This window comes from Flavobacterium frigoris, from assembly GCF_900111075.1.
GTDB lineage: Bacteria > Bacteroidota > Bacteroidia > Flavobacteriales > Flavobacteriaceae > Flavobacterium > Flavobacterium frigoris.
The window spans coordinates 18,261-44,806 of the sequence record NZ_FOFZ01000002.1; the positions used below are offsets into that span (position 1 = coordinate 18,261).

Genomic DNA, 26,546 nt, shown 5'->3' on the forward strand with positions numbered 1-26,546 from the left:
TAAATATATTTGTCAAATATACATATAAATGAAAGTTTTACTTGTTGGCGAATTTAGTAGGTTACATAACTCCCTTAAAGAAGGCTTGCAGGAATTGGGTCATGAAGTTTCCATTGTAGGACACCAAGATGGCTTTAAAAATTATCCAATTGATTACCCAATTAAAAAAAAATGGGACAACGGTTTTTTAAAAAAATTAAAAGTCGGAATTCATTTGCTGTCTGGTTTTGATGTCAGCTCGTATTTGACCTACCGCCAATTTAAAAAGAATCAAAATCACTTCGCCGGTTATGATGTCTTACAGCTTATCAATGAAAACAGCTTTTATTGCAACTATTTTTATGAAAAGAAAATCCTGAAACATCTATTCAAAAACAACTCCAAAACTTTCTTATTATCTTCTGGTTATGACTATTTAAACGTAAAATATTGCTTTGAAACCCCCAACTTTAAATCGGTAATTCAAGCTTATTTATTAGGTCGAATTAGTACTAAAAGTTTTGAAAACGTATTGAAATTCAAAACAAAATCGTTTAAGAAACTTCATCAATTAATTTACTCAAACATTGAAGGCATTATTGCCTCTGATCTGGATTATCATTTTCCTTTACTTCAAAATTCAAAATATTTAGGTCTAATTCCTAACCCAATCAACACCAACAAAATTGATTTTCAACCATTAGAAATCGAAGATAAACTTATCATTTTTCACGGAATCAACACCGCAAATTATCACAAGAAAGGAAATGATTTTTTCGAAAAAGCCTTAAAAATAATTGAGTCTAAATACGGGAACAAAGTAGAAATTATTACAACACGAGATGTTCCTTATGCCGCCTACATTAATTCCTATAATAAAGCGCATATTTTACTAGATCAAACGTATGCTCACGACCAAGGCTACAATGCCTTAGAGGCCATGGCTAAAGGAAAGGTGGTTTTTACGGGCGCAGAGCAGCAATTCATAGAGCATTACAACCTGTCTGCTAAAGTAGCCATCAATACCATCGCTGATGTGGATTATCTAGTCAACGAACTGTCTTTTTTAATTGAAAACCCCAATGAAATTATTGCAATTGGTAAACGTGCCAGAGCATTTATAGAGAAGGAGCATGATTATATCAAAATTGCTGAACGGTACATAAAAACCTGGTCCGAAAGCTAAAATAAGCTTTTCCTAAAATAAACCCCAAGCACCACTAAGTATACGAAATACGTCAAGGCATGCGCCATTACAATCCCTTCTAACCCATAAATTGAGACTAAGAATATACTGGAGAAGTAATTGATAGAAAGAGATAATAATTCAGTAAAAATAAAGGCTGCTGTAAGTTTTTTAGCAAAAAACTGATAGCCTAAAATCAACGAGGCCACTTTTAACACATCTCCTACTAACTGCCAAAAGAACAAAGTGGTCACCGGTAAAAACTCCTGCGTAAAAAGTAATTTTACAATATAAAAACGTAAAAAATAAACAATAGTCACCCCTACAATAAAAACAGGTAATATCCATTTATAATAACTCCAAAAAACGATTTTCGTTTCTTGATTATTTTTTACGACAGCAAGTTTAGGTAAAAAATAAACTGTCAAAATAGTACTTGCAAAAAGCATATAATATGTCGAAATACGCATCATCGTTTCCCAATAGCCCGCCTGGTTATAATCGAGCGTTTGAATAATATTATTTCGTATCGCAAGAAAAACTAAAGGTCCTAAAACGGATGAAACCAATGCCATTAATGAATAGGAAGACAAATTCTTTATGATCGCGAAATCAAAATCACTACGGCTGATTGATTTAAAAACATCAATTTCTTTGTTGACAAAATAGAAACTGACAAAAAATAATAAAGCCGGTGAAACAACAATCGCTAATAATGCTCCAAAGGTTCTATACTCCAAAATTAAAGCTATCGAAACTAGCAATCCGATAGCATTTCCGATACTGTTAATCCAAATCACCCTTTTAAAGCTACCCAAACCATTGAGAACGGAAATTAAAAAGATGGAGATGACATACCAGGGCAAGGCCAATGCTAATGCTCTGAAAATAGACTTATATTGGTAATTATTTCCAAATATTTCTTGGTTCCAAAATGCGGCAAATAAAAATAAAACGCCGCTTAAGAGAATAGCAACAACAACTAAACTTATAAAAATAGTGGACAATAATTTTTGAAGACGCGGCTTTTCTTCTTTAATCTCGGCTACATATTTCACAATTCCGTTTTGGAAACCCAAAGTAGAAATACTTTCTACTGAAGTCATAAAGTTTCTGAGATTCCCAACTAAAGCCATGCCACTTGGCCCAACAAAAACAGCTAGCAATTTAGACGTAACTAACCCAATTCCAATTTTTAATATAATGCTTAAGCTATTTAAAGAACTTATTTTAAACAGCTGTGATCGGTATATTTTTTTCAAAACTTCCAAATCAATATTTATTTAAAATTGCTATAATTAAAGTCACTTCTTCATCTGTCAAAACAGGACTTATAGGTAAACTCAATACCGTTTCATGTATTATTTCGGTAATAGGAAAAGACAGATCATTCCATTCAGATAACGCTTTTTGTTTATGCGGAGGAACTGGATAATGAATTACGGTCTGTATTCCATTTTCATGTAAATACTTTTGTAATTCCGCTCTTTTTTCTGTTCGAATCACAAACAAATGGAAGACATGATTATTTGAAGAATCCCATTTGGGCAACATTATTTTATCGTTTTTAATTTCTGCCAAATACCTTCTCGCAATCCTTCTACGTTGTTCATTTTCAGCATCTAAATGCGGTAATTTCACATTTAAAAAAGCGGCTTGCAACTCATCTAACCTTGAATTTACTCCCGCATACTCATTGTAGTATTTGGTTTCTGAACCATAATTACGAAGTGAAAATACGATTTTGGCTAATGCCGAATCATTCGTAATTATCGCACCACCATCCCCCAACGCTCCCAGATTTTTTCCAGGATAAAAACTGTACGCAGAAGCCCCCCCCGCCCCCGAACGGGGAGCTAGTAAAATTGCGAAATTATCATCCGATTGTGTTTTGGAATTTGGAATTTGGAAATTATAATTTGCTACCGCTCCATGAGCTTGAGCGGCATCTTCGACTACCAGCAAATTATGTTTAGCTGCAATAGTATTTATAGCATCCATTTCGGCTAATTGTCCATATAAGTGAACGGCCAAAATTGCTTTTGTCTTCAGAGTGATTTTTTCTACGATTAAATCTGGATTGATGTTATAAGTGTCCAACTTTGGCTCGACCAAAACCGGAATCAAACCTGCTTCTAAAATTGCCAGAATACTCGCGATATACGTATTGGCAGGAACGATGACTTCATCGCCTTTTTGTAATTTCTCCAACTGAATATAGCCTTTAAAAATCAGCGTTAAGGCATCAAAACCATTCCCAACTCCGATGCAGTGTTTTGCTTTACAAAAAGTAGCAAAATTAAATTCAAATTCTTTTACTTCATTCCCTAATATATACCATCCACTTGCTAAAACCAATTTCAATTTCTCTTGAAAAGCTGTTTCATAAGGCTCATTTATTTTCTTTAAATCAAGGAATGGTATCATATAAGATTCATTTTATAAAAATCCTGACTGTAAACAGAGCAACCCAATTCTTCTTTTTGTTTCAAAAGTCCAGCATGGTATCCTTTTTCATTATCTTCATTAACAATTCCCATATCGAAAAAAAGTTTACCTTCTCTCTTGTATTTTTTAATTAAAGTAATGAATAAAAAATCCAATGCACGCAACTCCTCCCCTTTTTTGGTTGTAGCTCCGTATTGTGATTTCACTACTGTATCCGTTTCAAACAGTGTTATTCCTGCAATTATATCATTGTTATAATACACAGAAAACTGTTTGATATTATTAAGAAAGTTGTTCTTTAACTTTGTTATTTCTTGTATTGTATGAACTGGTTTAGCATTATATTTCTCCCATAATCTTGGCTCCAAAACCAATTTCCAAAAAGCTTCCAATTGATCTTCTTCGACTATTTCTAAATCGGGATCTTCCATTTTCCTCAAATGCTTTAATTTGCTTTTTGAAATTGTTAATGGCAGTGCTAAATTTATGGCCATATTCATCTCTTTTTTATCTAGAAATGCTCCCTTTTTAAGTAGAAAAAAATCTATTTCATGATTTCCCCCAGAAGTATAAAAAGAAGGAATGGGTTTAAAATAAAAAAAACGCACCCTTTTCTCTTTAAAAAAAGATAAAATGGCGTCAATAATATCAGTTACTTTTTCGCTATTTATTTTAGAAGTATAAACTACCCCGCCATAAGTCAAACCTTGATGAGAATACACGGTCTCTCCAACTCTGTTTGCAGGTAATACCGCAATAAGTTTGTCTTCTTCAAAAACCAATAAGGAATAATCTTGAAATCGATCTGAATGGTATTCCATGAAATCCCGATGAAAAAGAAAAGTTGCATTTTTGGCTTTGCTTATAAAAGCATTCCAATTTGCATAATCGCTACCTTGATATTGTTTGACGTAATAATTTTTCACTATTAATTTTTAGACTTTGTGAAAGTAATCATTTTTTACTCGTTTTCTAAAGTGGGCAAATACCATTTGAATTTCACCGCCATTAAACGAACTGAAATAATTACCAATGAGGTTATTAAGTATAAAATATCATTCTCTAAATTGAATTTTTTTAGAATAAAAAAAACAATTCCGCCCAAGATACAAATAGTAGCATAAATTTCTTTTCTGAAAATTACCGGGATTTCAGTACATAAAATATCTCGAATAACACCTCCAAAACAAGCAGTCATGGTTCCTAAAGCAATGCAAACTGCAGGGTGTAGCCCAATATTAATTCCTTTTTCGAGACCAATCAAAGTAAAAACCCCAAGTCCAATCGTATCGAATAATAATAGCGACGTGCGAAGTCGGTCGAATTTCTTTCTAAATACTAGGGCTAAAACAAAGGCGATGCCTATCACGTATACGTACTCTAAATTAAGCATCCATCCCACAGGTGTGCTCCCAATCATCACATCGCGCAAGGTTCCTCCACCTACTGCTGTTACAAAGGCAATAATAAATACACCAAAAAGATCAAGCTTTTTACTCATAGCAGTCAACGCTCCCGACAAAGCAAAAGCAATTGTTCCTATAATATCCAATAAATGAAACATGATTTTTATGAATTTAAATTGAGGAAATCGTATTGTTTTCTCTAAAACAATTGCCGCAAAATTAAAGAAAAATACTGGCGTAAAGTAGTTCTGACAAACATATCTATCGAATCGCTTTCTAGATTTACAAATATTCTGTTTCAAATTTTTAAAACTGCCTGTTCTCTATGTATCTTTGTTTCCTAAATAATAATTAAATTTTAGAATATCTTGAAACAAATCACTTCAATTCAAAATCCATTCATAAAATCTTTGGTATTATTACAAGAAAAAGCTAAAAACCGCAAGCAAACAGGCACTTTCTTAATAGAAGGAAAACGCGAAATTTCCTTGGCACTAAAAGGAGGTTACGAAATAGAAACCATTCTATTTTATCCTGAAATTTGCACTGAAATTGAAGCGAAAAAAATATCAAGAACTACCGAGCTGATTGAAATCAACAAAGAGGTTTTTCAAAAGCTGGCGTATCGCGATACTACTGAGGGTATTTTGGCTATAGCCAAAATAAAATCGCAACAACTGTCTGATTTAAAGTTATCAGACAACCCATTGATTCTTGTTGCCGAAGCACCGGAGAAGCCAGGAAACATTGGTGCTTTATTGCGAACTGCAGACGCAGCTAATCTTGATGCCGTAATTATTGCAAATCCAAAAAGTGATCTTTATAACCCAAATATTGTTCGCTCCAGTGTAGGCTGTTTGTTCACAAACCAAATTGCAACAGGAACGACAGCAGAAATAATTACTTTCCTAAAAGAAAAAAAAATCAATTTCTATTGTGCGACTTTACAGAATTCAACGTCTTATCATACAGTAGATTACACTACACCAACAGCGCTAGTTGTAGGTACGGAAGCAACAGGTCTGACGCAAGATTGGCGTGATGCTGCCACACAAAATATTATAATCCCAATGCAGGGCGAAATCGACAGTATGAATGTTTCAGTTGCTGCAGCAATATTGATTTTTGAAGCTAAAAGGCAAAGAGGGTTTTAAAATTACATTTTTGATTCCACCATTAAACAAATAAGAATATGAAAAATAAATTATTCGCTCTAATAGCATTAATCACAACAACAGTTTCCTTCGGACAAATAACAGAACCGCAAGTGGACGCATTGGTAAACAAAACCTTAACTGCCTTTAATGTCCCCGGAATTGCGGTAGCGATTATAAAAGACGGAAAAGTAATTCTTGCTAAAGGATATGGAGTAAAATCTATCGATACAAAAGAAAAAGTGGATGCCAATACTTTATTTGGCATTGCTTCTAACAGTAAAGCTTTTACAAGCGCATCACTAGCCATATTAGTGGATGAAGGAAAAATAAAATGGGACGATAAAGTCATCAAATACCTTCCTAACTTTAAAATGTATAATGATTACGTAACTCAGGAATTCACCATCCGTGATTTATTGACACACAGAAGCGGGCTTGGGCTTGGAGCAGGAGATTTAATGATTTGGCCTGACGGAAGTAACTTTACAGCTACTGATATTATTCAAAACTTACAATACTTGAAGCCTGTTTCGGCTTTTAGAACTAAATATGATTATGACAATCTATTATATATTGTTGCTGGCGAAGTGATTCATGTAGTCAGCGGAAAAAGCTGGTGTGATTTTGTTGAGGAGCGTATTATGGCACCACTCGAAATGAATCACAGCGCAGCTTCATTTGTTCGCTTAAAAGATTCAACAAATATCATTGCCCCTCACGTACCCATCAATGGAAAGTTAAAAGTGATCAAACGCTACAAAAACCAACTTTTTGATGCAGCGGCCGGAATCTATTCTAGTGTGAACGATTTGAGCAAATGGGCAATTATGCAAATGAATAATGGAAAATATGGTCCTGAAAATAAGCAGTTATTTTCAGAGAAAGAGCATGATGAAATGTGGCAGTTACAAACTATTATTCCAACCAAAACTAGGGCTCCCTACAATACACATTTTAATGGGTATGGACTAGGTTGGTTTTTAAGTGATGTAAAAGGATACAAGCAAGTAACACATACTGGTGGACTTGAGGGAATTGTAACACAGACTACTTATATTCCTGAATTACAGTTAGGGATTATTGTATTGACAAACCAACAATCAGGTGCCGCATTTAACGCCATTACAAACACCATAAAAGACAGCTATTTAGATATTGTATCAGACGATTATGTGACAATATACAGTAACCGTATTAAAGCCAATGAAGAAAGTGCTGATAAAGTGACGGATGAAGTTTGGGCTACGGTTGCCAAAAACAAAAAAGACAAAGTAAAAGTTGACCTAACTTCAATTACAGGAACGTATCAAGACAAATGGTTTGGAGATGTTGTGATAAGCGAGAAAAAAGGGAGGTTATTTTTTGAATCGAAACGTTCTTCTCAACTTAGTGGAGAAGTGTTTTTCTATAAAAAAGGAAACTATGTAGTTAAGTGGAATAACGCCTATTTGCATGCTGATGCGCATCTCTTTTTTAGCTTTGATGAAAAAGGAAAAGCCCTTACTTTAAAAATGAATCCCATCTCTGATTTAACCGATTTTAGCTATGATTTTCAAGATTTGGATTTTATTCGAATCTAAAAAAAATAACCCTAAAACATCATTGAAAGACCAATCGGAATATTAAATATTAGGTAGAAATTTATCTCTTGCATATTTGCTAACTTATAGTTATTTTTAGAAAATGAACCATGCCGCTATGACAGAAATAGATATAGAAAAAGAGAACAAAGCAATTGCTCAGGAATACAAAGAATTACTGCGCATTAGTTACCAGACCTTGACTACTGAAGACAAGAAACTAATACGTAAAGCATTTGATGTTTCAGTAGAAGCTCATAAAGAACAACGAAGAAAATCAGGGGAAGCCTATATCTTCCACCCTATTGCCGTGGCAAAAATAGTCGCTTCAGAAATAGGATTGGGTGCCACTTCTATTGCCGCAGCATTATTACATGATGTTGTGGAAGACACTCCCACTACCGTTAAAGACATTGAACGGATTTTTAATCCAAAAGTGGCGCAACTTGTAGAAGGGTTAACTAAGATTTCGTTGGTTCAAAAAGATATGAACGTATCGATGCAAGCCGAAAATTTCCGTAAAATGTTATTGACGCTTAATGATGATGTGCGCGTTATCCTAATAAAAATAGCCGATAGATTGCACAACATGCAAACTATGGAGTCCATGGAAAACCATAAACAAGTCAAAATTGCCTCTGAGACTTTATATATCTATGCACCTCTTGCCCATCGTTTAGGATTATACAACATCAAAACAAAACTGGAAGATTTAGGGCTAAAATACACTGAACCTATCGTTTACAACAATATCGTTAGCAAAATTAAAGAGACAAAAGAACAACAAGATGCCTACATAAAAGACATCTCTGACGTGATTAAAAGCTCTTTAGACGCTGAAGGAGTTGAATATGTTATAAAAGGTCGTCCAAAATCTATCTATTCTATCAGAAGAAAAATGCTGGCTCAAAATGTAAGTTTTGATGAAGTCTATGATAAGTTTGCACTTCGGATCGTTTACAAAGCAAATCCGCACGATGAAAAATTTCTAGCATGGAAAATATATTCCATTGTAACCGACCATTATCGCCCGAGCCCAAGCCGTTTGCGCGATTGGATATCCTCTCCTAAATCTACCGGATATGAAGCATTGCACATTACGGTTATGGGACCAAAAGGGCGTTGGGTAGAAGTACAAGTACGCAGCGAGCGTATGGATGAGATTGCAGAAAAAGGGTATGCAGCTCATTACAAATATAAAAATGGCGCCACAGAAGAAGGTGGTTTGGATGTTTGGTTGAACTTACTTAAAGAAGCACTTGAAAATTCAGAAACCAGTGCCGTAGATTTTGTTGAGGATTTTAAAATGAATCTGTATTCAAAAGAGATCTATGTTTTTACCCCAAAAGGAGACATCAAATCGTTACCAAAGGGAGCCACTTCGCTGGATTTTGCATTTGGCATACATTCAGAAATAGGAATTAAGACTCGGGGAACGCGTGTAAACGGAAAATTAGTTCCTTTAAATTATGAATTAAAAAATGGCGATCAGGTCGAAATTATCACTTCTCAAAATCAAAAACCAACGATCAACTGGCTTGATTACGTAACCACATCCAGAGCAAAAAATAAGATTAGAAATGTCTTAAACGAGAATACTAAAAAAATTGCTGAAGACGGAAAAGAAGTTCTTACTCGTAAATTAAAACACTTAAAAATAACTTTAAATGAGAATGTAGTTAATGAGTTAGTCAATTTTTTCAAACTAAAAACCAGTTTAGATTTATTTTACAGAGTTGGGGTAGGATCAATTGAAAACCAACAACTTAAAGATTATGCTGCCCAAAAAAGCAATACATTAATCAATTTCTTTAAAAGCAAAATGAAACGTTCTGGGCAGACTGCCGATGCAGATCTGCACAAACAAGTACTGAGCAGCAATTATGACATGCTGGTATTTGGTAAGGAACAAGATAAACTAGATTACAAACTATCAGCCTGCTGTAATCCTATTCCAGGAGATCCAGTTTTCGGCTTTGTCACTATAAATGAAGGTATAAAAGTACATAAAAAAGATTGTCCAAATGCAATCGCAATGCAATCGAACTATGCGTATCGTATCATGCAAGCCAAATGGATTGATTCTTCACAACAAGAATTTAAGGCCATCATCAATATTACAGGAATGGATACGTTAGGACTTACAAATGAGTTGACTAAAGTAATTTCGAATAATATGCAGGTCAACATTCAAAGCATATCCTTGAACGGAGATGCTGGACTATTCAAAGGACAATTAATTGTTGTCGTTCAGAATAGTACTATACTGAATAAACTAATCGATAATATTAAAAAAATCGACGGAATCGATAAGGTAACCCGTGTTTATAAAAAATAAAAGCATTAGGATTAAAGCATAATTATCGGTTTTGCCGACTCGTTAAGGACTACAGTAATTAAGTTCTTTTTGTTTCAAAACTCACAATTTATGCTCTTATAAGTCTTTAAACTTGAAAACTATTAGAATAAATAATTTATCTTTGCCAGATATGACACTCATTTCAACAGATAACAACAAAAACCAAGAAATTGTAAAAAATGTATTTACAATGTATCTTGAAAAAAAAGGGCATCGAAAAACTCCAGAACGTTATTCTATCCTTCAAGAAATTTATGAAAGTGAAGAGCATTTTGATATAGAGAATCTTTATATCAAAATGAAAAACAAAAACTACCGTGTCAGTAGAGCTACTTTATACAATACAATTGAGTTATTATTGGACTGTGCTTTAGTTCGCAAACATCAGTTTGGTCAAAATCAAGCACATTACGAAAAATCATACTTCGATAAACAACATGATCATATTATCATGACAGATACGGGAGAAGTGATTGAATTTTGCGATCCAAGAATACAAAGCATCAAAAAAACAATCGAAGAAATATTTGATATTGAAATCACCAATCACTCCTTATATCTATACGGAGTTAAGAAAAAACCAATATCAGAAACTGAAATTTAAAAAATACGAATCACTTGCGAGAGGTTCAGCAAATAAATAATTAACTGCAAATAATAAACAGAATGACCGTAGATTTATTACTAGGATTACAATGGGGAGATGAAGGAAAAGGAAAAATTGTTGATGTACTTACTTCAAAATACGATATTATTGCTCGTTTTCAAGGTGGACCAAATGCTGGACATACTTTAGAATTTGACGGAATAAAACATGTCCTTAGAACTATTCCTTCTGGAATTTTTCACGATAATAACATTAATATTATTGGAAATGGTGTTGTAATCGACCCAGTTGTTTTTAAAGGTGAAGTTGACGGTTTAGCTAAATTTAATTTAGATATTAAATCGAAATTAATCATTTCAAGAAAAGCACATTTAATTTTACCAACTCACCGTTTGCTAGATGCTGCTTCTGAAGCTTCAAAAGGGAAAGCTAAAATTGGTTCTACATTGAAAGGTATTGGACCAACTTACATGGACAAAACCGGTAGAAACGGAATTCGTGTTGGCGATATCGAATTAGAAGATTTCAAAGAAAGATATCGAGCACTTGCTGACAAGCATGAAGCAATGATTGCATTTTATGATGTAAACATTCAATATAACTTAGAAGAACTTGAAAAAGAATTTTTTGAATCTATCGAAGATTTGAAAAAACTTGATTTTATTGATAGTGAAGAATATTTACACCAAGCTCAAAAAGCGGGTAAATCAATACTATGTGAAGGAGCTCAAGGTTCTTTACTGGATGTAGACTTTGGAACATATCCATTTGTAACTTCTTCTAATACTACTGCTGCAGGAGCTTGTACCGGTTTAGGAATTGCTCCTAACAAAATCAAAGAAGTATACGGAATATTCAAAGCTTACGTAACACGTGTAGGTAGCGGACCATTTCCTACTGAACTTTTTGACGAAGACGGTACTACAATGGCAAGAGTAGGAAATGAATTTGGATCTGTTACAGGAAGACAAAGACGTTGTGGTTGGTTAGACTTAGTAGCATTGAAATATGCTATTCAAGTAAATGGCGTTACACAATTAATGATGATGAAAGGTGATGTACTTTCAGGATTTGAAACTTTAAAAATCTGTACTGAGTACACCTATAAAGGTAAAAACATCGCTCACTTCCCTTACAACATTGAACCAGAAAATGTAACTCCAGTTTACAAAGAATTCAAAGGTTGGAAAGCAGATTTGACGGGTATGACTACATACGATGAATTACCAAAAGAACTAAAAGAATACATTGACTTTATTGAAAAAGAAGTTGAAGTTCCTATCAAAATTGTCTCTGTAGGGCCAGATAGAAAACAAACAATTACTAAATAAGATTAACTAACGCTCTGAAATTTCAGAGCGTTTTTTAATTATGAAAATATATCTTTTTTCAAAAGCCTATAAACATCCCGCAAATGCAAGATCCTCAAATAAAAATAAAACAAACAGAACTTCTTTCTGACAATTGGTACATATTAAATAAAGTAACTTTCGACTACCAAAAAAAAGATAATAGCTGGATTACTCAAAAAAGAGAAGTGTACGATCGTGGAAATGGATCAGCCATTTTACTTTATAATTCAAAACAAAAAACAGTAATTCTTACCCGACAGTTTCGTTTACCGACGTATCTAAATGAAAACAAATCAGGAATGATGATTGAGGTTTGCGCCGGCCTTTTAGACCAGGACAATCCAGAGCAATGCATCATTAGAGAAACGGAGGAAGAAACGGGATATCGCATTTCAAAAGTGGAAAAAGTAATGGAATCCTATATGTCTCCAGGCGCTGTAACCGAAATTTTACACTTATTTGTTGGTGAATATGACGAATCTATGAGGGTAAGCGATGGCGGTGGCGTCGCACATGAAGAAGAAAACATTGATGTTATGGAAATGTCTTATGACGAGGCCTATGCTATGATTGCATCTGGTGAAATTAAAGATGCTAAGACTATTATTCTATTACAGCATGCTAAAATAAACAATCTAGTTTAAAACCTCCCTTTAGAATTTAAGAACATGAATAACCAGACAAAAGGTGTTTTATTCGCACTATGCGCTACCCTACTTTGGTCGGTAAATTTTGTGATTGCAAGTGGCATAAAAGGTCATATTCCACCTGTGGGTTTGGCTTTTTGGAGATGGACGATCGCTTGTGTCGTTTTAGCTCCTTTTGCCATTAAGAGCACTATTAGAAATCGTGTAGAAATAAAGAAAAACATTCGTTTCCTTGCCCTCACTGCCGTTCTTGGAATCACCATATTTAACACGTTGATTTATTTTGCCGGAAAAACAACATCAGCGGTCAATCTATCTTTAATAGCCATTTCCATTCCCTTATTTATTGTAGCAATATCCCGAATTGCTTTCAAGGAAAAAGTAAGCAACACTAAAATTATTGGCATCTTAACAATCATACTCGGGGTTCTAATCTTAATTACGAAAGGTTCTTTACTATCCCTACTTCAAATTAAGTTTGCAATAGGTGATTTAATAATGTTGATTGCTTGTTTTTTCTTTGCGAGTTATACTATTTTGGTCAGGCTTAAGCCAAAGGGATTACCATCCAAAGTATTTCTATTTAGTGTTTTTGTTTTGGGAGTCCTTTTCCTCTTCCCTTTCTACCTTTGGGAACACCTCTATTACAAGAAAGTTATTTTTGACTCCACCACAATTTTTGCTGCCACTTATGTTGGCATTTTCGCCTCGCTAGTCTCCTATTATTTATGGAACGAAGCCATTACGTTAATTGGGACACAAAAAACAGCATTAATCTATTATTTAATACCTGTCTTTAGCGGAGTTTTAGCTTACTTGTTTCTAAATCAGAATATTGTTCTGAGCCAAATCATAAGTATGGGAATCATTATAGCGGGTTTGTTTATTACTAATCGCAAAAAAACTAGTTCCACTTACATCCTTTTTAAGCATAAAAAAAGTATAATAAAATAGCTTTCATTATACTTTTCAAATTTTAAAAATCTATAAAATCTTATTTGTTTGGCTGAGGAGTCATTCTCAAATAAGGCTTTATTTGCTGATATCCTTTTGGAAATTTTGCAGGTATATCATGGTCAGGAATTGAAGGAGAAATCACCACGTCATTCCCATCTTTCCAGTTTGCGGGTGTTGCCACACTGTATTCTGATGTGAGCTGCAGACTATCAATAACGCGCAGAATTTCATCAAAATTTCTTCCCGTAGAAGCTGGATAAGTCAATATCAATTTAATTTTTTTGTCAGGTGCAATTATAAAAACAGATCGAACAGTAAAGGTTTCATTTGCATTGGGGTGAATCATATCATAAAGATTTGCAACAGTCTTACTTTCGTCTGCAATAATCGGGTATTGCAAAGTAACATTTTGAGTTTCCTCAATATCTTTAATCCATTTTAGATGCGACTCTAATCCGTCGACACTTAATGCAATTACTTTTGTATTTCTTTTTTCAAACTCGGGATAATAATTCGCAACAGTTCCTAGTTCAGTAGTACAAACGGGCGTGAAATCGGCAGGATGCGAAAACAACACGCACCATGAATCTCCTATCCATTCATGGAAATTAATTTCCCCCATTGTTGTTTCTGCTGTAAAATCTGGAGCAATATCTCCTAATCGTAATGTTGCCATAGTTTCTTTATATTTTTATTAAAGTTAGTCAAAAAAAAGTGAACTAGACACGTAAGCAAACAAATATACCGAACCTATCGTCCGTTTTTTTTCATTTTTACATTGGGTAAAAAATAAGTAAAGACGCCCAACAAAGGCAGAAAAGAACTGATTTTATAAACATATTCTATACTGGTTTGATCAGCCAAATACCCCAAAAGAGCAGATCCTAACCCACCCATTCCAAAAGCAAAACCAAAAAACAAACCAGAGATCATACCTACTTTCCCCGGCATCAATTCTTGTGCAAATACTAAAATGGCCGAAAATGCCGAAGCAATAACAATTCCTATAACCACTGATAATATTCCTGTCCAAAATAAATTAGCGTAAGGCAAAAGCAAGGTAAAGGGAGCGGCTCCCAAAATTGAAATCCAAATGATGTATTTCCTTCCAAAACGATCCCCTAAAGGACCTCCAATTAATGTACCCGCCGCCACAGCAGCTAAGAAAACAAATAAATGAAACTGAGATTCTTGAATACTAAGTCCAAATTTTTTCATTAAATAAAATGTAAAATAGCTCGACATACTAGACATATAGAAAAATTTCGAAAAAATTAAAAGAAGTAATACTCCTATCGAAATTTGTATTTTTCTTTTCGAAAAAGGAACAGTCTCATCCTCGGTAGCTATTTTTTTAGCCGCACGCAAATTCAAATGGTTTTGGTACCAAACAGCAATCTTAGTCAAAACAAACATTCCTAAAATACCAACAATTACAAACCATATGATATTTGATTGACCATAAGGAGCCACAATTATAGCAACTAACAATGGCCCGATGGCGCTTCCGGTATTGCCACCCAGCTGAAAGATAGATTGGGCCAAACCTCTTTTCCCTCCAGAACCTAAAAAAGCAACACGAGATGCTTCTGGATGAAATATGGAAGAACCAATACCCACGAGGGAAACCGCCCCTAATATCATCCAAAAATGAGTAGACACAGATAATAAAGCTAGTCCCGAAATCGTAAACACCATACCAATTGCCAATGAATAAGGCTTTGGTTTTTTATCAGTATAAAAACCAATAAAGGGTTGTAATAAGGAGGCCGTCAGCTGATACACAAAAGTAATCAACCCGATCTGAGTGAAATTTAAGCTAAAATTCTCTTTAAGAATTGGGTAAGTAGACGGAATAACCGACTGCATTAAATCATTTATCAAATGAGCAAAAGCAATGGAAAACAAAACCGAATAAATAGTTTTTTTAGCTATTGCAGGATTATCTGCTTTTAAATCAGTATTAGAAATAGTATTCATATCGGAATAAAAAAAGAAAAAATTAAATAAAACGAAGTACAAAGTACCAAAACGCTAAAGTGATAAAAGAAATAGGGATTCCAAAACCAATCATCATACTACTTAAACGGGGCTTTAAACCATGTGTAGTCGCCAATATACTGGCAGTTATCATGGGCGCCATCGCTGACTCCATGATGGCCACTTCAATCATTTTAGAATTTTGATTTAAAATCACAACGTACAACACATAGATTATGGCCGGAGTCAATATCAGTTTATATAAAAGCCCAAGTCCCAAAAACCGCCAATGCTGGCTTCTACTTTCAAAACGAAGCTGCAGCCCAACTGAAATCAACGCCAATGGGGTAACTCCGCTACCTACTTTTTGCAGAATATATTGTATCCATTCATGGAAATCAAAATTTAATACATTCATTACACAGGCCACCACAAAAGTAATAAATGGAGGAAAAAATATTATTTTCTTAAAAATTTGAATGCCATTTGGCTCCCCTTTAGAGTACATAGTAGCTACCAGAATCCCTAAAGTAGAAAGCACTACAAAAGTTCCGGGTTGATCTACTAATATTGCGGTTTTCATTCCTTCCTGACCGTATAACGCTTCGATAATTGGAAAACCAAGGAACGAAGTATTCCCCAGACCTGCCGTTAAGATTAAGCATCCAGTCAGTTTTTTGGACCAACCATACTTTTTTCCTAAAAAGCGAAAAAACACAAACGAAACTGCAAACCCAATCCATGCCACGCCAATAGGAAATAACAATTGATTGTTCCAATGAATTTTAGGAATGTAATACAAGGCCAAAGCAGGAAGGCAAATATAAATTACAATCTTATTTAATAGCTTATAACTGTTAGCAGGAAATCGTTTTACACGTTGCAATACAATCCCAAGAATTAAATAAAAAAAGATAAGAATAAAGTTAGTCATCGTCTAAAAATTATATCAGCTAATTTAGCACTATCACTTGGTATAAATCAAAATTATTAGAATTGTATTTAACTATTTTTCAATAATACAATTTCAATGACATGAGCTAAACTATTCTAATTAAAAAGCGGATTAAATTCTAATAATTCATGTTTAAGTGTTAATTTTACTAAAATGATTATAACCTTTGGAAAACGACAAAATAAAACATACTGCCCTTAACGAGAAAGCTGGAATTCCACAGCCAGAAATATTTAGTCCATCTGTTGTAAAAAACATTCAAAAATATAGAAAAGTACAACCTTCATCTGATGAATTAGTTAAGGGAATTTTGTCAGGTAACATAACAGCTCTAAGCCGCGCTATTACTTTGGTAGAAAGTACGAATCCGGATCATTTAGTCAAAGCCAACGAAGTTATTAATGCTTGTTTGCCTCATGCAAATAAATCAGTTCGAATTGGAATTACAGGTGTTCCTGGCGTTGGAAAAAGCACCTTCATTGAAGCGTTTGGAAAACATTTAACTGGATTAGGAAAGAAAGTAGCTGTTCTAGCAGTTGATCCGAGCAGTACCATTTCGCACGGAAGTATTTTGGGTGATAAAACCCGCATGGAAGAATTGGTCAAAGACAAAAACGCTTACATACGCCCTTCTGCTTCTGGAGATACCTTAGGTGGCGTAGCCAGAAAAACACGCGAGACAATTACACTTTGTGAAGCTTGTGGCTTTGACACCATAATCATAGAAACGGTAGGCGTTGGTCAAAGTGAAACAGCGGTTCATAGTATGGTGGATTTCTTTTTGTTATTAAAAATTGCTGGAGCTGGTGATGAGTTACAAGGCATCAAACGCGGTATTATGGAAATGGCAGACGCGATTGTCATCAATAAAGCAGATGGAGATAACATTCGAAAAGCAAAACTTGCAAAAACGGAATTCAACAGAGCGCTACATTTATTTCCGGCAAAAAGATCAGGTTGGATTCCCACAACCGCTACCTGCAGTGCGATTACCCAAGATGGAATCCCAGATGTATGGGAAACGATTGCACAATTTGTCGAACTAACAAAAGGCAACGATTACTTTAATGTAAAACGTTCGGAGCAAAATGAATATTGGATGCTCGAAACCATCAACGAACAACTGAAGCTTCGTTTTTACAATAATCCAGAAATTCAAAAATTATTAGATTCAAACAAAAAAGCGGTGCAAAACGATGAAATATCACCTTTTGCAGCCGCTCAAATATTGTTAGAAAAGTATTTTAAAGGATAAATCTATTTGATATCTCATCTAGATTTACAGTAAAACAATATATTAATCGTTACTCTTTCTCGTAACGTTCCATTTCTCGATCATAAAATTCGTTAGCCAAAACTATTAATCCTTCCATTTCGGCATTTAATTCTCCTTCATCCAGATCTTCGGCTTCTTCAATAAATTCTACCTCATCATCTTTAAGATTGATAATAAATCTTGGATAATCTAAGTGAATGATAAAAATATCTTCTTGAAAATCAGTGTTGTCGCCTAGTAAAAATTTTGGTAATTCCATTTATAAATGTTAAATCATTAATTGCTAAATTCATTGCAACGATTAAATCAATAATCGTTGCAACAAATATAATCTATTTATCAGAAAGAATGATTGAAGAACTTCCTTTCCCATCCATAAAAATAATTTTTGTATTTGGTGATGCGGCTAGTTCTTTTTGTGCTTTTATGGATTCATATTGCAATTGTTTTCCCGTTAAACCAATAGAAATAATTCTTTGGTAATCAGCAATACCTTGTGCTTCTACTCTTTTGCGTTCTGCTTCTTGTTTTTCTTTTTGCAATACAAAAGTCATTTTTTGTGCGTCTTGTTCCGCATTAATTTTACTTTCAATAGATGCTTTTACTGAAGTAGGAAGATTAATATTTCTAATCAGCAATTGCTCTAGAATAAGACCTCTTGCTTTAAAGTCCTCTTGAATAGTGTTAAAAATACGATCTTGAAATTCAACTCTTTTAGTAGAGTACAAAGCTACCGCGTCATAATAGACTGCATTATCACGGATACGTGTACTAGTAACTGGACGCACAATTTTATCTTTGTAACTTACTCCGATTTCTTTAAAAATACGTGGAGCATCTGCCGCTGACACACGGTATAGAACAGTTAAATCAATCACTACTTCAAGTCCATCATTTGACAATACTCGAATCGCATCATCACCCACTTGATCTCCTTCAGACTGCCCTGAAGACATGGTGTAATTTTGAGTTCGAATATCAAAGTCAGTCACATCTAAAAGTGGGTTAATCACATTCAGTCCACTTGTAAGAATACCTGGTTCTACATTACCGTACAAGGATTTAACACCCACTGTACCCGCATTGATTTGTTTAAATGCTGAAGAGAATATTCCTCCAACAATTAATACTATTCCAATAATTTTAAAAAGACTTGAAAATTTTGACAGCGGATTTTGATCCGTTTTCAAAGTAAAGCTCATAACCACTAAGATTATGCCTAGAATAATAAGTATTATCATGTATTTTAATTTAGAATGTTTATTAGACTAATAAACAAATTAGAAGTTACAATGTTAGAATAACATTATTTTATAGATTTCTCTAAGATTAACTTTTTCGTCAATCGAGAGAAGCGAAGATACAAAAATAAAGCGGCAAAAGATAATCCTACCAGTAATCCTATCCAAATACCAGTAGCTTTCAAATCAGTGTATAACCCCAGGTAAATTGAAATTGGAAAACCAACAACCCAATACGCCACAAATGTAATATACATTGGTATTTTGACATCCTGCAAACCTCTTAAAGCACCCAAAACAACAACTTGAATTCCATCAGAAATTTGAAAAAATGCTGCCACAAATAGTAGCTGGGAGGCTATTAGAACAACTTCCTCAGTCTCAACTATGTGCTTCATGTCGTTAACATCCACAAACATTTGAGGTAAATATTGGTGAAAAACCACAAAAACAACAGCAAATACAGTCTCAAGAAGTATTGCTAATAAAAATATGGATCGCGCCACAAGCTGTAATCTCACATAATCCATCAATCCTTTCTGATTCCCTACTCTAATTGTTACAGCCACACTTAAACCCATTGCAAACATAAAAGTCAAAGAAGCTAAACTCAACGCAATCTGATTTGCAGCCTGGCTTGTCGTTCCCAAAACTCCTGAAAGCCAAATTGCCCCTGTAAACAAGCCTACCTCAAAAAACATTTGCATAGAGGAAGGCAAGCCTAAGTTGATAATTTTATTGAGCATCTTTTTCTTAATTTCCTTTAAACTAAAATTCTCAAAATAAGGATGGAATTTTGGCTTTCTAATCATGATGTAATGCATAAAAAGCAACATAACAATACGAGAAACTATCGTACCGATAGCAGCTCCCACAATTCCCATTTTAGGGAAAACCCAAATTCCATAAATCAAGAAGTAATTGATGACCACATTAATGACGTTCCCAATGATAGTAGCCCACATCGAATATTTAGTCTCTGATTTGCCATCAGCAAATTGCTTGTATGCCTGGAAAATAATAAGTGGAACAAGCGAGAAAGCAACAATATCAAGATAGGGCTTTGCCATTTCGACCACTATATCTGGTTGTCCCATGAAAGCAATCAAAGGCTTAAAAAAGAAAATAATCAAGAATAAGGTCAAACCTAAGATCGTGCATAAAAATAGCCCGTTATGAAATACACCTCTTCCTTCGTCAATATCATTCTTCCCGTCAGCTTCTGCTGCCAAGGGTGTTATAGCCGTAGAAAAACCAATACCGATTGACATTGCTACAAAAATAAAACTATTACCTAAAGAAACCGCTGCTAATTCTGTTGGACCTAGTTTTCCAACCATTATATTATCTACGATTCCCACAATTGTATGTCCAAGCATCCCCAAGATGATTGGATAGGCTAATCTTAAATTATAAGAAAACTCCTGAGTATATTTAGAAAAATTCACTTTACTTTTTTTTAATGGCAAATATAATTAGAAGCTATTGATAGTTCCTGTATTATTCAATTAATAACCGCACCTTTCTTAGAAAATTATTCCCTATTCAAGAATTATGTAAGAAAATCAAATAATTCTATAACTTTTCAAGCTTTTAATCGGCATACATTTGCATCAGTCAATTTGAGTGTACTTTTAACAACCAAACAAGACAAAATTTTATTTAACACTATAATTCATATTATGAAAACTGCAGGAAAAATTAAAATGGTATTCGCTTTCGCAATCACAATGATGTTTGCAAGTAACGTACAAGCACAAGAAACAACGGAAGTAAAAAATTACGATCAAGGATTCCGTTTAGGAATAGGTCTTAATGGAGGCGTACCTACAAATACTGATTTTTACAATTACTCTTTAGGTGCTGATGTTAGACTTCAATATGATTTAACTAAAAGAACATCTTTGACCTTAACTACAGGTTTTACTAACTTGTTTATTAACAACGGAGTTAAAGATCTAGGTTTCATTCCTGTAAAAGCTGGTTTCAAGGCTTTCGTATGGGAAGACCAATTTTATGTATTAGGTGAAATCGGTGGTGGATTAGCAGTAACAAACACTGACGTAAACAAAAAAAACACATACTTATGGGCTCCAGGTCTTGGATACGCTACTAAAGATATTGATGTAAGTTTACGTTATGAAGCCTATACTGAATATGATACAAATCAGATTGCACTTCGTGTAGCTTATGGTTTTGAACTATAATATTCCTTTGAATTAGTAAAAAAAATGCTCTGAAATTCAGAGCATTTTTTTTATTCTTTTGTTAGCATCTCTTTGTACAATTCGATGTTTTTTTCAATTTTCTCATCCATTTCAGGCATTTTAATGTCAGTATGTTTCTGCATTTCTTCCCAAATGATTTTACCCACAATATAACGACACATTTCTTTATCGTCTGCAGGAATTACAAACCAAGGCGCATACGATGTAGAAGTTTTGTTGATTGCTTCTTCATAATAATGCATATAATCATCCCAACGCTCTCTCTCTTTCAGATCTCCTACTGAGAACTTCCAATTGTGCTTTTTCTCTTCTAATCGTCGCAACAAACGTTCTCTCTGTTCCTCTTTACTCATGTGTAAAAAGAATTTCAACACTATGGTTCCATTTTGAGTAATATGTTTCTCGAAATTCTTAATTTGGTCCATCCTGTTTTCCCAAAAAACAGGTGTAATCGATGAAACATCTTCTATCTCTGGTAAGTTTTCATTTAAAATATACTCTGGATGCACCCGAGTAACTAATACATTCTCATAATGCGTTCTATTAAAAACGGCAAATTTCCCTTTTTCAGGCAATGCCAAATAATGTCGCCATAAATAATCATGTTCTAGCTCGGTCGAATTAGGTGTTTTAAAGCTATGTACCACAACGCCTCGGGAATTAAAGTCCTTAAAAACTTCCCGAATCAAGCTGTCTTTACCTGAAGTATCCATGCCCTGCAAACAAATCAAAACCCCATACCTATTGTGGGCATACATCGTATCCTGCAAATCACTCAACTTATCGATGACATCTTCTAATTTATCTTCTTTTTTGTCATCACTCGCACCAATATCTAAATTAGTCGGAAGTTTTGACAATTCTATCTTGTTAACTACTTTAAAATCTTCGGGATTAATCGATTTCATAGGGATTTTTTTATCTTTACTTTCTCAAATATAACAAATAATCAGGAGTAATCTTGATGATTTTTTGGAGCTTTTTCCAGCTATCCACTTCAATCTATTGTGCCGCCCCGAAGCTTCGGGGCTAGCACAATAGGATTTTCGTTACTATCTGGGCTAGGGATTTACGTTTTCAACATCAAATTATGAAAAAAATTACATTAGAATTATTCACAACAATTATCGGTATTGGTTCCGCATCAGGGATTTTTCTCCAAGGCAATTCTATCTATCTAATTGGTGACAACAGTGGCTTTTTATACGAATATAACGTCACTGATACCAGCCTTAACAAATACCCCCTCATCCAAAATCCAATTGAAAACATTGCAAAAAAGGACAAGCCCGACTTTGAATCCCTCACTCATTTTCAAGACACACTCTATATCTTTGGTTCGGGATCCACCGCACAAAGGAATGCGATGATCGAATTCGATTTAAAAACAAGAAAAAAATCAACGACTAATAATCTAGTTGATTTATATGCAGTCATGCAAAGTTTTGGAGACATAAAACCGGAAGATTTTAATTTAGAAGGCGCTATTTATGATGGCGAAAATTGGTACTTATTCAATCGTGCTAATGGAAGTAACAACAAAAATGTCATTTTAACCCTTCATGCCAAAAAATTAAACGAAGAATTTAGCCTTCTTTCTAACGATTACAAGCTCCCAAAAATAAAAGGCATTCGCACCAGCTTTACTGATGCAGTGTTGGTTGACAATAAAATTTATTTCTTGGCCACAGCCGAAAACACCGCCTCTACTTATGACGATGGAGAAATTTTAGGAAGTGTAATAGGCCGCATTGACTTGGAGTCTATGAAAATAGATTTTACAAAAAAAATTAGCCCCACAAATAAATTTGAAGGGCTAACCTTATTTTTAAAAACCAAGAATCAAATCCAATTTTTACTTTGTGAGGACAAGGATACAGATGCCTTAGAAAGTACTATTTACAAACTAAGTATGACCCTCAAGTAAAAAAATAGAATGTTATTCCTATAATTTAGCAGTCTGAACCGTTTCTCTATTTTTCTGTTCTTTTAGAATATCACTTAAGAAAGGCATTGTTTCTTCCTCAATTTGATTTTCTGAAATAGCTAATGCTTTTGGGTCACTAGCCAATTGTAGCCATGGTCTAGGCGCAGCAAAATCATAACTACCAAAAACGATTACAGGAGTCCCTTTTACTTTAACTGTTTCTGAATCGGCTAATTGCCATTCATCAGCCCAATCGTATAAATACTTAGCATCAGTCTCCTGAAGCCTCAAGCAAGAATGAGAAGCTGGGTAACCCGGTAAACTATATTGATGCCATCCAACACCTAATTTATTTTCTACGTTAAAATTCCAACGTAAATCCCACTCATCATCAAATGTGCTTGTAGTTTCCTCCGCTTTCCAATTCGTAAAAAACAGCCCTTCTGGCGTTTTATGTTTTTCGCTTCCCATGTTAGTAGGTCCCGTATAAATCAATTGCCCTTTTTCATAAGCAGCAAATGTTTGCGTAGGATACGAAAAAAAGATGACTTTTTTTATGTCTTTTAAATACGAAACAGTCATTGGAAAAGGAAGATAGAATTCAATATCGCCGCTCATATCCCCTGGAATTAAAATAGAATCCATTTGCTTGAAATTGACAGCATCGGTTCGGTTTACAGCGTATGCAATGCGAAGCGCTTTATTATCGACGCCATTTACAGCCAACCATTGTTTTGTGTTTTCGAAATGAAAAGAAACACTTTTCGGTTCTTGTCGCTTGATTACCGGATCGCTTTCAACACTTTCAACATCAGCTTGTTGTTTGCATGAAGCAAAAAGAATCAGGAGACTTATATTAAAAAGAAGGGCTAATTTTTTCATAGTTATTATTTATATTACAAAATTGACCTATTTTAGGAACTAAAGTGTTACATAATTATTTGAATAATTTATCAAATTTAAATATTTAGGCCCCGTAGAAATTAACTTTTTATTTACTTTCTCTTCTGCCATTAAAAAATTAGAATGGCTTAACTTTGCTACTAATAAACTAAAATTAGAACATAATGACTGACTTAAAAAATAAAAATGCGCTAATTACAGGTGCCGGAAAAGGAATAGGTAAAGCAATCGCTATTGCATTGGCAAAAGAAGGCGTAAATTTAATTTTAGTATCACGCACCCAATCTGATTTAGACGAGGTAGCTTCAGAAGTAACTAAATTAGGCGTAAAGTCATTGACACTTATAGCGGATGTTTCTGATATTTTTTCCGTAGATACAGCAGTGGCAGAAGCCCTGGATAAATTTAAAACGATTGACATATTAATCAATAATGCAGGAATTGCAGCTTTTGGTAAATTTTTAGAATTGGAACCTAAAGCATGGGAGCGCATCATTCAGGTGAACTTAATGGGAACGTACTATACAACTCGCGCGGTTTTACCTAATATGATCGCAAGACAAACTGGAGATATTATAAACATTTCTTCTACTGCAGGATTAAAAGGAAATGCGTTGACTAGTGCCTACAGCGCCTCTAAATTTGCCGTATTAGGACTAACTGAATCCTTAATGCAAGAAGTTCGCAAACACAACATTCGCGTTACTGCTTTAACACCAAGCACGGTGGCTACTGAAATGGCCAAAGATTTAAAACTAACTGACGGTAACCCTGAAAACGTGATGCAAGCTGAAGATGTAGCTGAATTAATCATCGCACAATTAAAATTAAACCGACGCGTATTTATAAAAGACGCAGGAATTTGGTCAACAAACCCGTAATATTAGTGGAAAGTCAAAAGACAACATACCACTGCTAAAAAAAACCATTAAGAGATTAAGTTCTATTAAGTTCTACCTTAATTTTCTTAATCTCTTAATGGTTTAAATTTTTAATTATTTTAAAGTGCCTACACCTCAACAGCTACAAATTCCATTCTAACACTTCCATCAGTGTCAATTGTAGTCAAATTGATTTCATGCAACGTATTCACTAATTCTGGATTCCACGGTGTTTTAACTTTAACGTAGTTTTCAGTAAAGCCATGAATGTAACCCTCTTTATTTTCACTTTCAAAAAGAACTGTTCTAGTACTTCCCAACTGGCTTTCATAGAAAGAACGGCGTTTTTTGACTGATAATCCACGCATCATTTTACTTCTTTTCACACGAACATTCTCAGGCACGACACCATCCATATCTGCAGCTTCCGTGTTATCACGTTCGGAATACTTGAAAACATGCAAATAAGAAATGTCCATTTCATTTAAGTAACGATAGGTTTCTAAGAAATGCTCATCGGTTTCTCCAGGGAAACCAACGATCACGTCCACGCCAATGCAGGCATGAGGCATCACTTCTCTAATCTTATTTACTCTCTCCGTGTATATTTCTCTTTGGTAACGACGCTTCATCAATTTCAGAATATCGTTACTTCCTGATTGCAACGGAATATGAAAATGAGGTACAAAAGTTCTGCTTTTCGAAACAAATTCTATGGTTTCATTTTTCAATAAATTAGGTTCAATAGACGAAATTCGCAAACGCTCTATTCCTTCTACTTTGTCTAATTCCTGAACTAATTCCAAGAAGGTGTGTTCGTGCTTTTTGTTTCCAAATTCCCCTTTTCCGTAATCTCCAATATTTACTCCGGTAAGAACAATTTCTTTAATATTTTGCTTCGAAATTTCGTAAGCATTTTTCAAAACATTATTCAATTCATCACTTCTAGAAATTCCTCTAGCCAGCGGAATTGTGCAATAGGTACATTTGTAATCACAACCGTCTTGCACTTTCAAGAAAGCACGGGTTCTGTCGCCTATCGAGTAACTTCCTACGTAGAAATCAGCATCAGCGATCTCACAGGAATGCACTTCTCCAAAATCGTTTTTGGACAAATCATTGATATAATCGATAATTTTAAATTTTTCTGTAGCTCCAAGAACCAAATCAACTCCATCAACTGCAGCTAATTCTTCTGGTTTCAACTGTGCATAACAACCCACAGCGGCTACAAAAGCTTTATTATTGAGCTTCATTGCTTTTTTGACCACTTGCTTAAACTGCTTGTCGGCATTTTCAGTAACGGAGCACGTATTGATTACATACATGTCAGAGACTTCTTCAAAATCTACACGATCGAAACCTTCGTCTTCAAAACTTCTAGCAATCGTAGAAGTTTCTGAAAAATTCAATTTGCAACCAAGCGTATAAAAGGCAACTTTTTTTCTGTTTTCCATAGGGATAAACTACGTTTTTA

The 26,546-nt window shown here is 34.5% G+C and carries 25 protein-coding genes; 12 read left to right on the forward strand and 13 right to left on the reverse strand.

Annotation, left to right across the window (positions count from 1 at the left end; translation table 11 throughout):
* Nucleotides 1-28 precede the first annotated feature (28 nt).
* On the forward strand, nt 29-1,165 hold the full coding sequence (locus BMW63_RS03160; RefSeq protein WP_074721208.1) for a glycosyltransferase: 1,137 nt from the start codon (nt 29-31) through the stop codon (nt 1,163-1,165).
* Here BMW63_RS03160 and BMW63_RS03165 read toward each other — a convergent pair.
* The 4 genes from BMW63_RS03165 to BMW63_RS03180 are packed head-to-tail and all read right to left on the reverse strand — an operon-like array spanning nt 1,162 to nt 5,177.
* The gene (locus BMW63_RS03165) at nt 1,162-2,436 is read right to left on the reverse strand and encodes an O-antigen translocase (protein ID WP_074721210.1); all 1,275 of its coding nucleotides are present in this window, start codon (nt 2,434-2,436) and stop codon (nt 1,162-1,164) included. The genes BMW63_RS03160 and BMW63_RS03165 overlap by 4 nt on opposite strands.
* A gap of 1 nt (nt 2,437) precedes the next feature.
* Nucleotides 2,438-3,592 carry a DegT/DnrJ/EryC1/StrS family aminotransferase gene (locus tag BMW63_RS03170; RefSeq protein ID WP_074721212.1) on the reverse strand — a complete coding sequence of 385 codons (1,155 nt, stop codon included), beginning with the start codon at nt 3,590-3,592 and terminating at the stop codon, nt 2,438-2,440.
* Nucleotides 3,589-4,539: a GNAT family N-acetyltransferase gene (locus BMW63_RS03175; RefSeq protein ID WP_139174186.1), complete on the reverse strand. Its 951-nt coding sequence runs from the start codon at nt 4,537-4,539 to the stop codon at nt 3,589-3,591. The genes BMW63_RS03170 and BMW63_RS03175 overlap by 4 nt, the downstream gene beginning before the upstream one ends.
* A 35-nt stretch (nt 4,540-4,574) precedes the next feature.
* Complete coding sequence (locus BMW63_RS03180; RefSeq protein WP_074721216.1) at nt 4,575-5,177, reverse strand: trimeric intracellular cation channel family protein; 603 nt, start codon at nt 5,175-5,177, stop codon at nt 4,575-4,577.
* A gap of 210 nt (nt 5,178-5,387) precedes the next feature.
* Between BMW63_RS03180 and BMW63_RS03185 the strand changes: the two genes are divergently transcribed.
* From BMW63_RS03185 to BMW63_RS03215, 7 genes are all read left to right on the forward strand, one after another.
* Entirely contained in the window at nt 5,388-6,173 is a 786-nt protein-coding gene (locus BMW63_RS03185; protein ID WP_074721218.1) for a TrmH family RNA methyltransferase, read from the forward strand.
* 38 nt (nt 6,174-6,211) lie between these two features.
* The gene (locus tag BMW63_RS03190; protein ID WP_074721220.1) at nt 6,212-7,756 is read left to right on the forward strand and encodes a serine hydrolase; all 1,545 of its coding nucleotides are present in this window, start codon (nt 6,212-6,214) and stop codon (nt 7,754-7,756) included.
* A gap of 118 nt (nt 7,757-7,874) precedes the next feature.
* Nucleotides 7,875-10,094, forward strand: coding sequence for a RelA/SpoT family protein (locus tag BMW63_RS03195; protein ID WP_074722010.1), 2,220 nt, complete (start codon nt 7,875-7,877; stop codon nt 10,092-10,094).
* 151 nt (nt 10,095-10,245) lie between these two features.
* Nucleotides 10,246-10,719: a Fur family transcriptional regulator gene (locus BMW63_RS03200; RefSeq protein WP_074721222.1), complete on the forward strand. Its 474-nt coding sequence runs from the start codon at nt 10,246-10,248 to the stop codon at nt 10,717-10,719.
* A gap of 62 nt (nt 10,720-10,781) precedes the next feature.
* Nucleotides 10,782-12,053 (forward strand): adenylosuccinate synthase, encoded by a 1,272-nt coding sequence (locus BMW63_RS03205; RefSeq protein WP_074721224.1) that lies wholly within the window; start codon nt 10,782-10,784, stop codon nt 12,051-12,053.
* An 83-nt stretch (nt 12,054-12,136) separates the two neighbouring features.
* Nucleotides 12,137-12,718: a GDP-mannose pyrophosphatase NudK gene (gene nudK, locus BMW63_RS03210; protein ID WP_074721226.1), complete on the forward strand. Its 582-nt coding sequence runs from the start codon at nt 12,137-12,139 to the stop codon at nt 12,716-12,718.
* Between the two features lie 24 nt (nt 12,719-12,742).
* Entirely contained in the window at nt 12,743-13,675 is a 933-nt protein-coding gene (locus BMW63_RS03215) for a DMT family transporter (RefSeq protein WP_074721228.1), read from the forward strand.
* Between the two features lie 40 nt (nt 13,676-13,715).
* Here BMW63_RS03215 and BMW63_RS03220 read toward each other — a convergent pair whose 3' ends face one another.
* The 3 genes from BMW63_RS03220 to BMW63_RS03230 all read right to left on the reverse strand — a co-directional run bounded on the left by BMW63_RS03220 (nt 13,716) and on the right by BMW63_RS03230 (nt 16,592).
* Complete coding sequence (locus BMW63_RS03220; protein WP_074721230.1) at nt 13,716-14,354, reverse strand: peroxiredoxin; 639 nt, start codon at nt 14,352-14,354, stop codon at nt 13,716-13,718.
* A 74-nt stretch (nt 14,355-14,428) separates the two neighbouring features.
* Nucleotides 14,429-15,658: an MFS transporter gene (locus BMW63_RS03225; protein WP_074721231.1), complete on the reverse strand. Its 1,230-nt coding sequence runs from the start codon at nt 15,656-15,658 to the stop codon at nt 14,429-14,431.
* A gap of 22 nt (nt 15,659-15,680) precedes the next feature.
* On the reverse strand, nt 15,681-16,592 hold the full coding sequence (locus tag BMW63_RS03230) for an AEC family transporter (protein ID WP_074721232.1): 912 nt from the start codon (nt 16,590-16,592) through the stop codon (nt 15,681-15,683).
* 187 nt (nt 16,593-16,779) lie between these two features.
* Here BMW63_RS03230 and meaB point away from each other — a divergent pair, with 187 nt between their 5' ends.
* Nucleotides 16,780-17,868 carry a methylmalonyl Co-A mutase-associated GTPase MeaB gene (meaB, locus tag BMW63_RS03235; protein WP_074721234.1) on the forward strand — a complete coding sequence of 363 codons (1,089 nt, stop codon included), beginning with the start codon at nt 16,780-16,782 and terminating at the stop codon, nt 17,866-17,868.
* Between the two features lie 49 nt (nt 17,869-17,917).
* Here meaB and BMW63_RS03240 read toward each other — a convergent pair whose 3' ends face one another.
* From BMW63_RS03240 to BMW63_RS03250, 3 genes are all read right to left on the reverse strand, one after another.
* Nucleotides 17,918-18,148, reverse strand: coding sequence for a hypothetical protein (locus tag BMW63_RS03240; protein WP_074721236.1), 231 nt, complete (start codon nt 18,146-18,148; stop codon nt 17,918-17,920).
* Between the two features lie 73 nt (nt 18,149-18,221).
* Nucleotides 18,222-19,130: a prohibitin family protein gene (locus BMW63_RS03245; protein ID WP_074721238.1), complete on the reverse strand. Its 909-nt coding sequence runs from the start codon at nt 19,128-19,130 to the stop codon at nt 18,222-18,224.
* A gap of 65 nt (nt 19,131-19,195) precedes the next feature.
* Nucleotides 19,196-20,578 carry an MATE family efflux transporter gene (locus tag BMW63_RS03250; protein ID WP_074722012.1) on the reverse strand — a complete coding sequence of 461 codons (1,383 nt, stop codon included), beginning with the start codon at nt 20,576-20,578 and terminating at the stop codon, nt 19,196-19,198.
* 234 nt (nt 20,579-20,812) lie between these two features.
* Here BMW63_RS03250 and BMW63_RS03255 point away from each other — a divergent pair, with 234 nt between their 5' ends.
* On the forward strand, nt 20,813-21,337 hold the full coding sequence (locus tag BMW63_RS03255) for a hypothetical protein (protein WP_074722014.1): 525 nt from the start codon (nt 20,813-20,815) through the stop codon (nt 21,335-21,337).
* 50 nt (nt 21,338-21,387) lie between these two features.
* On the opposite strand, the gene BMW63_RS03260 is transcribed toward BMW63_RS03255, so the two are convergent.
* Complete coding sequence (locus BMW63_RS03260; RefSeq protein WP_074721240.1) at nt 21,388-22,266, reverse strand: PPK2 family polyphosphate kinase; 879 nt, start codon at nt 22,264-22,266, stop codon at nt 21,388-21,390.
* Between the two features lie 182 nt (nt 22,267-22,448).
* Here BMW63_RS03260 and BMW63_RS03265 point away from each other — a divergent pair, with 182 nt between their 5' ends.
* Nucleotides 22,449-23,285 carry a DUF6929 family protein gene (locus tag BMW63_RS03265; RefSeq protein ID WP_074721242.1) on the forward strand — a complete coding sequence of 279 codons (837 nt, stop codon included), beginning with the start codon at nt 22,449-22,451 and terminating at the stop codon, nt 23,283-23,285.
* A gap of 18 nt (nt 23,286-23,303) precedes the next feature.
* On the opposite strand, the gene BMW63_RS03270 is transcribed toward BMW63_RS03265, so the two are convergent.
* Nucleotides 23,304-24,167 carry a L,D-transpeptidase gene (locus BMW63_RS03270; protein WP_074721244.1) on the reverse strand — a complete coding sequence of 288 codons (864 nt, stop codon included), beginning with the start codon at nt 24,165-24,167 and terminating at the stop codon, nt 23,304-23,306.
* A gap of 185 nt (nt 24,168-24,352) precedes the next feature.
* On the opposite strand from BMW63_RS03270, the gene BMW63_RS03275 reads away from it, so the two are divergent.
* The gene (locus BMW63_RS03275) at nt 24,353-25,069 is read left to right on the forward strand and encodes a 3-ketoacyl-ACP reductase (protein ID WP_074721246.1); all 717 of its coding nucleotides are present in this window, start codon (nt 24,353-24,355) and stop codon (nt 25,067-25,069) included.
* A 128-nt stretch (nt 25,070-25,197) separates the two neighbouring features.
* Here the strand turns inward: BMW63_RS03275 and mtaB are convergent, their stop codons facing one another.
* Nucleotides 25,198-26,526 carry a tRNA (N(6)-L-threonylcarbamoyladenosine(37)-C(2))-methylthiotransferase MtaB gene (mtaB, locus tag BMW63_RS03280; RefSeq protein ID WP_074721248.1) on the reverse strand — a complete coding sequence of 443 codons (1,329 nt, stop codon included), beginning with the start codon at nt 26,524-26,526 and terminating at the stop codon, nt 25,198-25,200.
* Nucleotides 26,527-26,546: the final 20 nt, after the last annotated feature.